Below are 14,026 nucleotides of genomic sequence, written 5' to 3' on the forward strand. Positions count from 1 at the left end.
ATGTCTGAACGATTTGCCAAAAAATGGGAAAACAAAAAAGATGAAGGAAGAACTTACGGTGATGCGCTGCGGGATGCACAGCCACTTAAGCCTCGTTTAGACGCCGCCGTAAAAAAACTGGACATGCAAATAAGCCGGTTAGATTTAGCCAACGATAAATTCAGCCAAAAAGACAAAGCTCTCTTTGCCAAGCTGGTTGATGCATACACAAAACATGACCAAGCACGCGCCAACATATACGCCAACGAACTTGCAGAAGTCCGCAAAATGGCAAAACTAACCATGAATGCACGTTTAGCTTTAGACCAAGTTTCCCTCAGAATCAAGACAGTAAGAGAATTTGGAGACATAATAACCACCCTAGGCCCAGCCATCGGCGTTCTACGAAGCGTCAACGTCGGCATAGGCAGCGTACTACCCGAAGCAGAAAACGAGCTCGGCAACATAGGCGACATGCTCAGCGGCTTAATGGTGGAAGCAGGGTCAGGCTACGGAACAACCCTTAATTTCAACAGTGTCAACGATGACGCAGCCAAAATCCTCGCTGAAGCAGCCACCGTCGCAGAGCAGAGAGTCAACGCGAACTTCCCCGACTTGCCCGCAGGCATGCCAACTGGCTCTACAGAAGGAAAAACCAGAACCTAAACAGTTCTACCCTTTCTTTTTTGTCCTCCTACCTTCTTTTTGCCCCGTTTAATCATTTAAGATAGGCTACATTTGGACGTAAGAGCTGATTTTCTTCTAAAAACCACTATGCACCCAACGGTTACGGTTGCTATTACTAAAACTGCAACTGCAAGATTTGTTTCTGGGAATGTTGGAGTAGGCGAAAGTTCAGGCGTCCCTGTGGGGTCTATTGGAGATGTGGGGGTTGGGGTTGATGACGAGGGATGTGGTGTTGTAGGGGAGTTTTCTGTGGACGCGCCATAGCTTATGGTGAAGGTTTGGGTATCACTCCAGGCACTTGTTTCGCCATAGAAATACATGGAGCCAAGAGGCCCTTGGGTAAGGTTCTTTGTAATCCCCCCGTTCATTGCTACCACTTGAAAATCAACTTGCCCTCCAAGAGGAGCCTCTATATGCGCATTAAAGATTCCGTAAAAATCATCGCCAGTGGTAGAAAAAAGTTTAGCACGGTGTATTCTGAATCTGAGGGGGTGGGATATCCATCTGAGGCACGATAATCGTTCGCCACTCTTCGGTGAAGTGACCCTTTACGCGGATGTTATACACAAAGAAGGGGTTGTCAGAATTTGTGTTGCCACATCACTTTGCTGCGTTTACCATCAACGGTGCGTTCCCTGCGTCCAGTCAACTCCTCAACATACATGACGACACAGCAGCATTCGCGGAGGCGTTTGCGGTCCCAAAGTTTGCCGCCTTCCTCGACGGGTTTACGGTAAATCTCCTTGTACTTAGCGTGCAGGGCTTGGAAGAACTGCCAAATGGCGTCCTCGTCCTTTTCAACACGTGCCACTCCAGTGGCGATTACGCTGTCGTAGTCCAGGTGGCAAAGCGCATCGTAGTGGTAGCTGACTTCGCCCATGTGTTGGTCTACTTCAAAGCAGCATCGAGGATTCAAAGCAAGTAGGTCAAGTTTTTTGCCTTGCCATGCACAGTGGAACCCAATTTTTCCGTTGAGATAAGCAAAGTTGAGGGGGATAATGTAGGGGGTTTTGCCGTCGCTGAGTGCAAGTCTGCCGACTTCTGCACGGCTGAGAATCTGCTCCATCTCCGCTAAGCCCCCTTGCTCAAACTGGTTCTTCTTCACAACCATACGCTCCAGTTGATACTTAGCTTATTCAGGGGGTTGTATAAGTTTTGCCGAAAGCTGCATTCAACTCCCAGCAACTTGCCATATCGCATTAACAAAAAATTTAGAACACCCTTTTGAGCCAAAATGCAGTTTTCTGCAGCCAAGAGGCTTTGGGGGAACATGTTGTTCTAAGAATTGGGCTTATATGGTTGGGGCTCTAAATACGGTAGCGGAGTTGTAAAAGTTGAACTTGGAAAACGAGAACGAGTTGGAATATGCCTTACGCGGCAAAGCATGGAAAGTCTACTGGTACCTCCTCAAGAGCGGCACCCCCCAAAGCGTGCGCGAAGTGCAGCGGGCCCTTCACTTTAGCAGCCCCAGCGTTGCAAACCATCACCTTGAACAACTCCGCGAGCTAGGCCTAGTTGAGAAGCAGGAATTGGGCGGACACTACTTCTTGGTTGGCGACGTAAAAATCGGCGTGTTACGGCATTACGTGAAGCTTGGTAAACTGCTGTTCCCACGGTACTTCTTTTACGCGGCGTTCTCCACGACGTTTTATCTGGCTTACTTGTTGCTTTTTGTGCAAAGTTTCACTCAAGACACCCTTTTCGGAATAACGTTTGGTGCCGTGGTCTGCGTAATCTTCTGGTATGAAGCCGTCAGAGTTTGGTCCATGCGCCCGTACTAACTGATGGAACAAACTGTACTCAGGCTTAGCATAAAATAAACTCACAATAATGGTATAAACAGGTGAAAAAGATGGTTCAAAAACAAATCACAAGAAAAACGCCAATTTACGGCGTAGTCGGCATCCTCACAGCCATTATTCTAGTCGCCATGATTTACAGCTACAGTGCGCCTGCCCTCACCCCAAGCCCTTCGCCGATGTTAAACACCACACCAAATCCCTCGCCTTCATCAACATCGTCCCCCAACCCAAGCGATTTAACTGCTGCTTTGCCTACCCCTAACCAAAATGTGACGCCGATTCACAACTTTATGTCTTATACGGAACTCCAAACGTTTTTGGAAAACAACAGCAACACCAACACTTACTGGCTACGGGTAGCAGACCAAACACTTGGTGAAGGCGTCCCCATGCCAGCACCTGCCCCTACAAGCACACCCATAGCTACTTATGCTGCAAGTCAAGAGTCAGGAAAAGGACTCGATGGCAGTTACTCCCAAACTAACATACAAGTAGCAGGCGTTGACGAAGCAGACACCGTGAAAACCGACGGCAACTACATCTACCTCATCGCCAACAACACCGTCTACATAATAAACGCTGCAGCCGTTGACCCAAGCCAAGCCACAGTTGCCGCCAAAATATTCGGTGACGACAAGAGCAGCAGTTACTTGTCTGGAATCTACCTAAGCGAAGACGGAAGTAAACTAGCAGTTTTGGGCAACAAGTACATGCCTTACCCTGAAGTCGACAATGAAGATACCTTCATTGCAACTTCTTACTGGAGTGGCTCCACAACTTTTGCGTATGTCTACGACGTGTCTAAACCATCTAATCCCATTCTGACAAGAAACTTTACCATGAGCGGCAACTACTTTAACTCCCGCATGATTGGCGACTACGTCTACGTGATAATCAACGAGAACGTTTACTTGGAAAAAGATGACACCTTTAATGTGCCTATAGTTTTCAGAGGAACCCAAGCCTCCAATGTAGCAGCAACCAACATCCTCTACGTACCCTCCCCATACAACGTTAACACCTACACCACAGTGGTCGCCATTAACATCATGGACGACGCCAAGGCACCCACAGAAACAACAGTGATTATGGATGGAAGCAGCCAAATGTATGTCTCAGCAGACAACATCTACATCACCACACCCAACTACAGCAGCTCAAGTGACACCACCAGCATCTACCGCATAAACATACAAGAAGACACGGTAACCGCACAGGCTCAAGGCGCCGTGTTTGGTTCACCAATTAACCAGTACGCCATGGACGAATACAACGGGTACTTCCGCATCGCAACAACCACATGGATACAGGACAACGCAACCACAAGCGACGGCGTAGTCTTCAAAGTTAGCCGACAGGTAAACAGCATCTACGTGCTTGACATGGACATGCAGGTTGTTGGTAAACTGGAGCGATTCAAGATGGATGAAAACCTTTACTCAGTGCGGTTTGCAGGCGACAAATGCTACGTTGTAACCTTCAAACAGATTGACCCCTTCTTCATCATTGACATGAGCAACCCAGCGGCTCCCCGAGTTGCAGGAGAGCTTGAAATTCCAGGCTACTCCACGTTCCTGTACCCGATGGATGAAAACCACGTTATCGGCTTAGGCAAAGAAAACAGCACACTGAAACTTTCGCTCTTTGACGTTTCAAACGTTAACGCCCCAATCGAAGTCGCCAAATACATTGTTGACGCTAAGTACTCTGATTCGACGGCACTTTATGAGCCTCACGCGTTCCTGTATGACCCCCAGCGCCAGATGCTGGTTATCCCCGTGTCAGTGAACGATATGCCAATTATCATGCCGTTGCGTCCAACAGGCGATGAGGAAACTACAACAGGCAAAATTGACTACTGGCAAGGCGCCTACATCTTCAGTGTTGACACCTCAAGCGGGTTCACACTACAAGGCGCAATCACTCAGATGGATGACTTAGGTGCATTAGCCGCTGACCCCACGTTGCCAATAAAAAGCGGCTACGCGTGGAGAGACTATAACCACATGATTAACCGCGCCCTCTACATAGATGACGTACTCTACACTTTCAGCCAAAGCCGAGTACAACTAAACAGCCTCAACGACTTCGCGTTGTTGGCAAAAATCGACCTTTGCTAAAAACAATTTCCCTTCTTTTCTTTTTTTGTGCAGAGTTTAAGTGAGTTTTGTTTTATTTTTTTGTTAGCTGGTTAATGTGTTTTTTCGGGATTTTGGAGGCTGTTGTTGGGCATTTGGAGTAAAAGTTAAATATTTCTTACGTAACATAATTCTAACGTTAGAAATATATGACAATAGGTGGAAATAATGAGAAAAAACAAACTTGGATACATAGGCATTTTGGGTCTAATTGGCTTACTCGGCATAACAGGCAACAATGGACTCTTTGGCTTTTTCGGGTTCTTCGGCTTTTTTGCCATGCTCAAAGGAAAAGGCAACGACGAACGAATCAACAGAAACATTGACCACTCATGCAAAAACGCCTTTGCCTACGACACAATTATTGCATCAGCACTAATTGCGTATGTTGGGCTATCAAAAACATTCGACCCCACACCCATAAGCCTGTTTATAGCCGCTTTAGCTCTAGGAACCGGCGTCTTTGGGCTCTCATACTATTACTATGATACAAAAGGGGAATAAAACCAGTGAAAACAAGATTAAAAGAGTACAGAGAGAAATGTGGCATCACCCAAGAAGCCCTAGCCGAAAAAGTAGACGCCACCCGACAAACCATACTCTTCTTGGAAAAAGGCAAATACAACCCCTCCCTTCGGCTGGCATACAGGATTTCCCGCGTCCTCAAAACTCCCATTGAGGACATTTTTTCTTTTGACGACGAAAACTTTGAAGCAGACAAGTGAAGGGGATTACAGTTTTCCGCGGGGTCCACTCCATTTTTCTGCCCTTTTCAAAAACTTGTCATAGCCGTTTTGTTTGATGAATTCAAGCTGCCGCTTGTACTGCAAGTACTTTTGGCCATTCTTGCTCCAAAACTCCAGCAGAATCGGGCAGGGGTAAGTTGGGCAGTCGGCGCAGGTTTCAAGCTGTTTTTCTTTGAAGCAGCAGACTTTGATTTTGCATTTTGCTTTGCTTAAGTCTCGTTTACCTGAGTCGTAGCCTAACTTGCAGCCAGCGCATCCCCGCTCAGTGGGGTATTTCTGCCGCTGCTGCTCCATGCAGGTTTTGCAGTATGCGCCGCAGCAGCCAATCTCTCTTGTTGACATAACAAGCATAGTGTTGTGGGCGAACAGTTTTAGCTTTTGGCAACCATAAAAATGAATTAAACCGGGGGATGAGCAGGAATGCAAGGTAACACCCGAAAACAAGAATTCACCATCAGATTCGCCAAAGAAGAAGACAGCAACGCCATTTTTAGCATGGTCAAAGAGTTAGCGGAATACGAAAACCTGCTAGACAAGCTAAAAGCAAACGAACAACTCATACGGGAGGCGCTTTTTCACCAAAAATTCGCCCAAGCGGTAATTGCAGAAAAACAAGCCACCCCCGTAGGCTTTGCCCTATTCTTCTACAACTTCTCCAGCTTCGCAGGTCGCCCCGGCATCTACATCGAAGACCTCTACGTTAAACCCGAAATGCGCGGCAAAGGTTTAGGCAAGGCACTGTTTGCGTTTTTGGCAAAGCTTGCGTTGGAGCGCAACTGTGAGCGTTTGGAGTGGGCGGTTCTGAAATGGAATGCCCCGTCTATTGCATTTTACCAGCGACTTGGCGCGGTGGCGATGGATGAGTGGACACGCTACAAGGTTGCAGACCAAGAACTGAAGGATTTGGCGGGTGACTCGGCGGTTTAGGAAGTTTAAAATAGATAGGCATTTACGTTTGAAAGCAGAAATTACCAAGGACAGTTGATGCTAAATGGTTCTGGTGAAAATCCGCGAAATCTTAGACGGTAACTGCACCGACAAACCGGTGTCTGTGCGGGGCTGGGTTTACCGTAAACGCCAAGGAAAAGAACTCATATTCATAGTAATCCGAGACTCAACCGGAGTCATACAATGCACTGTGAAAAAAGTGAACGCCGCCGCATGGGCAGAAGCCGAAAAACTAACCATCGAATCCGCCCTCACACTGGACGGCACAGCAAAACCTGACTCCCGCGCACCTGGAGGCTATGAAATAGCCGCCGAAGCAGTCGCCATAATTGGGCTGGCGGAAGTTTTCCCCATAGCCAAAGACAAAAGCGAAGAATTCATCCGTGACATGAGGCACCTGTGGCTACGCAGCCGTAAAATGAGTTTGGTCATGAAAGTCCGCGCCAAAGTTTTGGAATACGCACGAGAATACTTCCAGAAAACGGATTTCACAGAGGTTTCTCCGCCCATGTTCATTTCCGCCGCGGTGGAAGGCGGCTCCACCCTGTTCGGATTAAAATATTTTGACCAGAACCTGTATTTGACCCAGAGCAGCCAGCTGTATCTGGAAATTCTCATTTACAGTTTAGAGCAGGTTTACTGTATTGCACCTTCGTTCCGCGCTGAAAAAAGCCGCACCATACGGCACCTAACCGAGTACTGGCACATGGAAGCCGAATGGCCCTACGCAGACATGAACGACCTCATGAAATTCGAAGAAGACCTCATGGAACACATCTGCAAACGCGTCGCAGAGAACTGTCAAAAAGAATTCGCTGAACTGGGCGCCGACATCAACAAGCTTGCCCAAGTGAAAACGCCGTTCCCAAGGATAACCTACGCGGAAGCAATAGAGAGGCTGCAGGCGAAGAATTCGGCGTTGAAGTGGGGCGACGACTTGGGTTATGAAGATGAAAAGGTGCTTGCGGAGGAGTTTGGTAAGCCATTCTTTGTTTATGATTACCCCAAGGTGATTAAGGCATTTTACTGCAAGACTTACAGTGACCGCCCAGACGTTGCCCTGTCAGTAGACATGATGGTGCCGCGCATCGGCGAAATCAGCACAGGCGGACAACGCGAAGAACAAAAAGACGCCCTTATTGAACGCATGAAAGAGCAGGGGTTAAATCCTGAGGATTATGAGTGGTACCTTGACTTGCGCCGCTACGGCACGGTGCCGCACGCAGGTTTTGGTATGGGGGTGGAGCGCCTGCTGGTTTGGATGCTTGACCTTGACAACATAATTGATGCTATTCCCTTCCCTCGGACTACACGCAGATTCTACCCATAAAGAAGAGGACAAGTTGGGTTTGCTGAGGCTCATGTTACTAGAAAGGAGAATAGGAGAAAGAATAAAACGCAATGACCCTTAAGCCATCGTGGTCATTTCTTAATCCTCGAGCCCATTCAGCCCCAACTCACCATCTGCCTAATTTTAGGTAAAGCAGAAAATGCGAAATTGATATTTAAAATTTTAGCTACCATTTAAGACCAATCAGGAGTTAAATAAAAACGGGCAGCCGTGAAGCTCCACTTAACGGGTTTAAACTAAGTCAAAAGAGAAAAAACCGACTGCCACCATGTCGCCGTTTTTGAACTCTTCAAACCATCAGGATAGACAGGAGGGCTGAGTTTGCCGAGGCTCCGTGTAAACTGTAAAGGAGAAAAGAGGAAGAATTAGCGTAAAGACCTGAAGCCATCAAGTCTGCATTCTTCATCCTTAAAGCCCTTTCAGCCTCAACCCCCCTCTGAAGCCATATTGCTTCAGAGATGTAAAACAGAATACATAAAATGCGTATTAACCGATTTAGCATAAACTCTTCAAGTTATCGCAAATTAAACGGGCAAATCATGACTGTTAAAAGAACCAATAAAACACTAAATATTAAAAATACAAAAGGCTAAACGCAAAGGACAAAGGGAAAAGCACTATACAGTAATCCTCTCGAACACCAAACTCGCCAGAAATAAATAGAAATTAGAAAAACGGGTCTGTTGGTCTCCGGACTGAAATTGATAGTGAAAAAAAGGAACCAACAATCAAGTTGTCAATAAATTTCAAAGCCCGCTCAGCCCGAGCGTTCTTAGGGTTTTCCCATAAAAAAGGAAAGGGGAGGTATGTGTTAGGTTATTTGCGTCTTCGGAGTAATACAGCGGCTACAGCTACAATTATGATGATAACCACGGAGGCTACCACCACATAGGTCGTTGTTGCATCTCCACCAACCGATGGCTGAACCGCCATGCTCGGCGAAGGAGAAGTTGCCTGCGATGTTGACGTTGTAGGTGTTCCAACAATTGGCGATGCTTCATCAGACACCACAAAGAATGTTCCTGCCTGGCTGCTGAAGTAGGATTTGGAGCCTTCGAATGTTGCGATTACCGTGTAGAGTCCTGAAACTGGCGGAGTCCATTCTGTTGCGTAGTTACCCAATATGTCACTTGTTAAGGTTCCGATTTCGTGTGTATTGCAGTTGGAGTCAATAGCGACTAGATGGAGTTCTACGCCTCGTGCGTTTTCTGGTTTTTGATGCTGCATGTACAAGTACTCCATCCATTGGGTCATGTATTCGTCGGAGATCGCTGGGGTGCCGCATGCACCTGGGGACTGGTCAAGTATTGTTCCCTGAATCAAAACGGGTGCTCCTCGTGGAACGGCAGTTGCGGGTGCTGTAATGGTGGTTTCCGTTTGGCCTCTTCCTATGCAGTATATTTTGCAGTCGTAGTTGTTGAAGGCGGTAAGGTAACCGTCGGCTATTGCGGGGGTTTGCCACCAGCCAGTAAGGTTCCAGATGCCGGTTCCGTGGTAGGCGTCAACACAGTAGATTCTCCCACCTCGCCACATGGGAGAGTTGGGACTGTGTTCGCCAGTGGCAGCGTAAACTTTTCCGTCAGCTATGGCGAAAGTTCCACTTCCCAAGGGGTATGTACCGTAGGGTGTTTCAAACCCGGCGCTTCCAGTGTCGAAGTCGAAGAGGTGGTCGCCAGTTATGGCACTGTAAGCATGGAGCTTTCCGTCGTAAGCAACAGAGTAGAGAGTATCATAGGCAATGAGTGGATTGGAGGCTCCAAGACCGACCGTGCTTGAAGTGTAAATGCCCCAAGCATTGTCATAGGGCAATGTTGGACCCCACACCAAATTGCCAGTTTCTATGCTGTAACCGTAGAACTCCATGGTTTCTTGTCTGAAAAAGACAAAAACGCCGTTGCTGACAGGGACTATGAAGTAGGTTGGTCTAAAAGCAGCGTTGCTTGTGATGTCGGTTGTCCATTTCTGGGCGCCAGTCGTAGCGTCGTATCCTATAGCTTTGATTGTTGTGTCATCAGCTTGAGAGGCGGCAATAATAACGCCTTCGCCTATACAGGCTATGCTTTGGGTTCCAGGCACATCTGGGACGGTAACGTTCCACTGTACGCCTGCGAGCCAATCCTGCGTTGTGCCAATTGGCGGTCGCCATTGCCATGCGCTGGTTCCAACTGTTCCTGGATACATGTATGGTGCGTAGCTTGAATTCCACATGGCTATCCAATTGTTTTGTCCGTCGAGTACGTAGACCAGCAGGTCTCCACTCGGCGACATTGTTACGCGACCTCTCGATGCATTAGCCAATGTCAAAAGCAACTCACCAGTATAGGGATCAAACATGTTGTATGATGCACTAGTTTGCCACAGGTATGGAAGGGCGCCGTGTTGGTTGGGGGATTCGTAGTCGTAGATTTGGCCTACATCTATGGTTATGTTCTGCCACCAGAGTTGGCCCCCAGTTCGCAGGTCTAAGCAGATAGTTCCGCCCGCGTTTGCTCGGTTGGACAGGGGTAGAGTGCAGAAGAGTTTACCTTGCATGATTACGGGGGGTCCATATTTGCTTTCGTAGGATAAGCCTGTGTAGTATGAAACGTCACCATTACCTAGGTCGCCTCCGACGATACCGCCCCAAGCAAGCTCTTTGGTCCACACTACGTGTGCGGATTCAGGAGCTGTTGTGTAGGGATTAAAAGCGCCTGAAGAAGTGCAGCCAGTTCCATACGTTAGTCGAACGCCAAACCAGTTTCCACCAATTGACGCCCATTCTCTATTTTCTCCATATATTGGACGGTTCCAGTATTCTGTGTCTGCGGGTGACGGATTGGGTGTCCACCCTTCAATTGGTTCGGCTTGTACAACTAACGAGACTTCGGGGCTTGTAGTTGGGCGGTAGTAATTTCCATCCACTGTTTGTTGTCCGGGGAATATAAACTGGAAAACATACGTTCCAACCTCTGTAGGTGTGTAGTCAAAGTATGCTGATGCAACTGCGTCAGAATTAAAGGGTCCCTTAGTTTCTGTTTCGCCGCTGGGAGTATTGATGGTAACGGTTAGCTGTTCCCATGCAGTCTGGGAGCCGTCAGGATTGAGCGGGGGCAACATGTCTAGCCACATGACAGCTATAGCAGGTTGACCAACGCCTATGGGGCTGGGGGCTACACTAAGAAAAGCATAGACGTCATGGTCCGTGGCATTTGCACTTGGTAGGGTAACCATCAAAGCGGAAATAATTAGTGTCAGAATCAGAGCCATCACAGACAGCTTTCTTTTTAGACTCCCAGTATGTTTAATAGATTTTTTAGACATTTTCTTTCATCCCTCCAAAATGCTTGAATAAAAGTTGTATCTTTAGATACTTAATACATTGTTGGTTGTATCAAAACCCACAAAAAGGAAAACGGGTTTCCGATCATGAAAACACGAGACGGATAGAGACGTGTGGCTACAAAAGTTTCATATGGAACTGCGATAAGGAGGCCAACTCAAACTATGCAAAGTCTTTGGGTCCAACCTAAAAAATGGTCGTCTTGAAGTGAAAAAGGTTTGCTGGGGCTCTGGGACGGGATTCGCAGGAGAGAAAACGAAAACCAACGAGCAAGTTGGAATCAGCTTCCCTAAAGCCCACTCAGCCGCTCATTTGCTCTTCAATGTTTTTCTGTTCTAATAAAAAAAGGAAATTGGGTGAATTCAGCCCCATTATTTGCGTCTTCTTAGCACAGTTACTGCTGCAACGGCTATGACTACGATAACAGCAACGCTTATGACCAGGTAAGTAGTTGTTGGCGTGGCGCTGGTAGATGGTTGGGGAACTTCACGTGGAGAAGGCAAAACAGGCTGCGATGGTACCGGTGTGGGTGTAAATGGTGTGACTGACTGAGTTGGTGGCGGGGTTGATGTTGCAACGGGTTTTGCGGCGGGTTCTTCTGAGACGGCTATTGCGGTTTCTGTCTGCGAAGGCCAATAGGAGTTTGAGCCTGCGAATGAAGCGGTAACGGTGTATTCTCCTGGAACTGGTGGAGTGAATGCCACTTTGAAGAATCCGCTCGCATCGCTTGTAGTTCTGCCAACTTCGTAGGAGTTGTTGTTGGGGTCAAGCACTGATATCACAACTTCAACGCCGGTTGCATTTGTTGGACGAGGGAATTGGTTATACACATACCGCATCCATTCGCTCATGCTTGCGTCAGATACTGCAGGGACACCATCTGGAAAACGAGCGGTCAGTGCATATTCTTCTGTGCCAGGCGAAATATCGGTGACTCTACCTTCCACCAGCACGCTATCGCCTTGTACAGAAGTTTTTGGTGACGCACTAACCACAGTGGCAGTTGGACCTTTGCCGATAGCGTATATGCGGTTGTCGTGGCTGTCCAAAGTTGCAATTATGCTGTCTCCGATGAGAGGCGTATATGAGTAGCTAGCGACGTTCATGTATTGAGACCAGATTTCCTTTCCAGTCTCTAGGTCAAGGCAGAAGAAGGTGGTGCCGCGGGGTTGCGGATTGTTGGGGGAGTGCTCGCCGTATCCACCGTAGAGTTTGCCGTCAACAACAAGTGCTGCGGGGGCACGTAAAGGAAAGTTTATACCAACGGGGTTTGTATGGAAGGGGTCAGTGGCGTTGTATGTCCATTGAAGTTCTCCTGTGGCAACGTCGTATGAGTAAATTGTTCCGCTAGTGGTGCCGCATAAATATCTGCCGTCCGCGATAATTGCCATTGCCTCTTGGTAAACTTCAAGATAGTTTTGTGGTTCAGTTGGCCCCCAAATGTATTCGCCTGTTTCCGTGCTAAAGCCCCAATGTTGTCGGGTATCTACGTACACCACTGTGAAAACTTGGTCGTCTAAGCTCACTTCACTGAAACGCGCGGAATTGGTGCGGGCACCCTCAATCCACTCTGCTGGTGCAGCCCAAGTTTTTGTATACAGAAGCGTGCCTTCCTCTCCCGGCTTCAAGCTTAAAGCCCACGAATAAACTCCCGTGCCGTTCACTAGTCCACCGAATACTTTGTCGCCAAGCGCAAATGCCTGAGCACTTCCTGGCAGGTTGTTGGGTATTGTTATGTTCCATTCGTAGCCGCCGTGCCGTGGTGCATCCCAAGAACAGTTAAAGATTTGTCCATGTGGTCGCCAGCTACCAGCATCACTCACAACTCTACTTGAATTCCAAAGCGTCATCCAGCCCTCTGCAGTGTTGACAGTGAATCGGTATATTTCGCCCATTGGACCGTAGATGTTTGTGCCCGAAGGAACGTTCGTCATCTCGTAGACCCACCTCCCAGTGGTAGGGTCGTAAGCGTCCCATGTAGAGCCTGTTGTTGACCATAAGTACCCAAAAACGCCTTGATAATTATACGAGTTCCAGTTGAATGCTTGACCAAACGCTAATCTACTGTTATTCCAGTTTTCAACCCATAGTTCTTCTCCAGTATGCAAATCAACAGCGACAACATCTTGCTCAATGTTAGTGCCACCTCGACTCTCAAATCTGTTGTAGTAAAGTACGCCTGCGATAATCAAAGAGTTTTTAAATTTGTCTTCGTATGCGCCTCCAGCCTCGTACTGATATGGTTCACTCATACCACCTGCAAGACCTCCGCCCACAAGTGTTTTTGTCCAAAGCAAATGAGCACTTTCGGGAGCATCTAAATTGTAGGGCGCATAAGTGCTAACGAAATAGGCTCTGGGCTCCAGCCAGTTACCTGCGATTGGATTCCATTCCCAAAGCTGGGAATTTATTGGTCTTGACCAGTACTCAGTTGGGGGCGATAAACCAGGCCAGTATGTAATTGGGTCGCTTTGGACTACAAGTGCCAGAATCTCACTGTCACTAGCTAACATTGTTGTACCTTCAGATGTGCCTGCTGAAGTTGAAGGCATAGTTTGCTCTGGAAAGTGCGTCTGCAAGTAGTAGATGCCAACCATTGTAGGAGTATAAACACTGGCTGATCCACCTGTGGAGTCAGTTTTGAATGGCCCCAGCGTTTCAACAGTGTTATCAGGTGCTGTAACTGTAACTGTTAGTCCTGCCCATCCAGATGTTGCAGTTCCTACTTCATGGGTTATACCAAAATGAATCGCAACTTGGTTGTTGACGCTTACGGGGTTAGGATTAGCACCTATGAAAGCGTAGGTTTTTCTTGTCCCTGAAACTTGTGAAGACACAGTTGGCAAAGCAAACGAGGAAAGTAATAGCGTGCAAATCACAAGTATGGCAAGGGTAGCAGTTTTATTGGTTGATGCGTTGTTCCTTGGTCTCAGCATAGCATACGTGCCCGCTTTTTTTCGCAGATTTACCAGTTTGTCGCAAAGTGTTCTAAACATTTCATTTTCTCCGATTAAATTGTGAAAGCTGAGTTGCAGTTGTTCGTACTTAACATCTTG

Annotated in this window: 12 protein-coding genes; 7 read left to right on the forward strand and 5 right to left on the reverse strand. The window is 47.6% G+C overall.

What is annotated here, in order from left to right:
* A complete protein-coding gene (locus tag ACBZ72_07335) occupies positions 1 to 645 on the forward strand; it encodes a Snf7 family protein (protein ID XES75993.1) in 645 nt (214 codons plus the stop codon).
* 56 nt (positions 646 to 701) lie between these two features.
* On the opposite strand, the gene ACBZ72_07340 is transcribed toward ACBZ72_07335, so the two are convergent.
* Positions 702 to 1,034, reverse strand: coding sequence for a hypothetical protein (locus ACBZ72_07340; protein XES75994.1), 333 nt, complete (start codon positions 1,032 to 1,034; stop codon positions 702 to 704).
* A 212-nt stretch (positions 1,035 to 1,246) separates the two neighbouring features.
* Positions 1,247 to 1,771 carry a pyridoxamine 5'-phosphate oxidase family protein gene (locus ACBZ72_07345; protein ID XES75995.1) on the reverse strand — a complete coding sequence of 175 codons (525 nt, stop codon included), beginning with the start codon at positions 1,769 to 1,771 and terminating at the stop codon, positions 1,247 to 1,249.
* Positions 1,772 to 2,000: 229 nt separating this feature from the next.
* On the opposite strand from ACBZ72_07345, the gene ACBZ72_07350 reads away from it, so the two are divergent.
* The 4 genes from ACBZ72_07350 (at position 2,001) to ACBZ72_07365 (ending at position 5,331) form a co-directional block, all read left to right on the forward strand.
* A complete protein-coding gene (locus tag ACBZ72_07350; protein ID XES75996.1) occupies positions 2,001 to 2,447 on the forward strand; it encodes a hypothetical protein in 447 nt (148 codons plus the stop codon).
* Positions 2,448 to 2,518: 71 nt separating this feature from the next.
* The gene (locus ACBZ72_07355; GenBank protein ID XES75997.1) at positions 2,519 to 4,588 is read left to right on the forward strand and encodes a beta-propeller domain-containing protein; all 2,070 of its coding nucleotides are present in this window, start codon (positions 2,519 to 2,521) and stop codon (positions 4,586 to 4,588) included.
* Between the two features lie 186 nt (positions 4,589 to 4,774).
* Complete coding sequence (locus ACBZ72_07360; GenBank protein XES75998.1) at positions 4,775 to 5,110, forward strand: DUF3796 domain-containing protein; 336 nt, start codon at positions 4,775 to 4,777, stop codon at positions 5,108 to 5,110.
* 5 nt (positions 5,111 to 5,115) lie between these two features.
* Positions 5,116 to 5,331 carry a helix-turn-helix transcriptional regulator gene (locus ACBZ72_07365; protein XES75999.1) on the forward strand — a complete coding sequence of 72 codons (216 nt, stop codon included), beginning with the start codon at positions 5,116 to 5,118 and terminating at the stop codon, positions 5,329 to 5,331.
* Positions 5,332 to 5,337: 6 nt separating this feature from the next.
* Here ACBZ72_07365 and ACBZ72_07370 read toward each other — a convergent pair whose 3' ends face one another.
* Entirely contained in the window at positions 5,338 to 5,694 is a 357-nt protein-coding gene (locus tag ACBZ72_07370; protein ID XES76000.1) for a DUF3795 domain-containing protein, read from the reverse strand.
* 78 nt (positions 5,695 to 5,772) lie between these two features.
* Between ACBZ72_07370 and ACBZ72_07375 the strand changes: the two genes are divergently transcribed.
* The gene (locus ACBZ72_07375; protein XES76001.1) at positions 5,773 to 6,279 is read left to right on the forward strand and encodes an N-acetyltransferase family protein; all 507 of its coding nucleotides are present in this window, start codon (positions 5,773 to 5,775) and stop codon (positions 6,277 to 6,279) included.
* A gap of 64 nt (positions 6,280 to 6,343) precedes the next feature.
* Positions 6,344 to 7,630 (forward strand): asparagine--tRNA ligase, encoded by a 1,287-nt coding sequence (gene asnS, locus ACBZ72_07380; protein ID XES76002.1) that lies wholly within the window; start codon positions 6,344 to 6,346, stop codon positions 7,628 to 7,630.
* Positions 7,631 to 8,467: 837 nt separating this feature from the next.
* Here the strand turns inward: asnS and ACBZ72_07385 are convergent.
* The gene (locus ACBZ72_07385; protein ID XES76003.1) at positions 8,468 to 10,951 is read right to left on the reverse strand and encodes a PQQ-binding-like beta-propeller repeat protein; all 2,484 of its coding nucleotides are present in this window, start codon (positions 10,949 to 10,951) and stop codon (positions 8,468 to 8,470) included.
* Between the two features lie 390 nt (positions 10,952 to 11,341).
* Entirely contained in the window at positions 11,342 to 13,966 is a 2,625-nt protein-coding gene (locus ACBZ72_07390; GenBank protein ID XES76004.1) for a PQQ-binding-like beta-propeller repeat protein, read from the reverse strand.
* Between the last annotated feature and the right edge of the window lie 60 nt (positions 13,967 to 14,026).

Source organism: Candidatus Bathyarchaeia archaeon, from assembly GCA_041447175.1.
GTDB lineage: Archaea > Thermoproteota > Bathyarchaeia > Bathyarchaeales > Bathycorpusculaceae > JADGNF01.

What these genes read in the sequence shown, in the direction of transcription:
- ACBZ72_07335 (XES75993.1), top strand. Translation starts at nt 1, where the DNA reads ATGTCTGAACGATTTGCCAAAAAATGGGAAAACAAAAAAGATGAAGGA.
- ACBZ72_07340 (XES75994.1), bottom strand. Translation starts at nt 1,034, where the DNA reads ATGAACGGGGGGATTACAAAGAACCTTACCCAAGGGCCTCTTGGCTCC.
- ACBZ72_07355 (XES75997.1), top strand. Translation starts at nt 2,519, where the DNA reads ATGGTTCAAAAACAAATCACAAGAAAAACGCCAATTTACGGCGTAGTC.
- ACBZ72_07360 (XES75998.1), top strand. Translation starts at nt 4,775, where the DNA reads ATGAGAAAAAACAAACTTGGATACATAGGCATTTTGGGTCTAATTGGC.
- ACBZ72_07370 (XES76000.1), bottom strand. Translation starts at nt 5,694, where the DNA reads ATGTCAACAAGAGAGATTGGCTGCTGCGGCGCATACTGCAAAACCTGC.
- ACBZ72_07375 (XES76001.1), top strand. Translation starts at nt 5,773, where the DNA reads ATGCAAGGTAACACCCGAAAACAAGAATTCACCATCAGATTCGCCAAA.
- asnS (XES76002.1), top strand. Translation starts at nt 6,344, where the DNA reads ATGGTTCTGGTGAAAATCCGCGAAATCTTAGACGGTAACTGCACCGAC.
- ACBZ72_07385 (XES76003.1), bottom strand. Translation starts at nt 10,951, where the DNA reads ATGTCTAAAAAATCTATTAAACATACTGGGAGTCTAAAAAGAAAGCTG.
- ACBZ72_07390 (XES76004.1), bottom strand. Translation starts at nt 13,966, where the DNA reads ATGTTTAGAACACTTTGCGACAAACTGGTAAATCTGCGAAAAAAAGCG.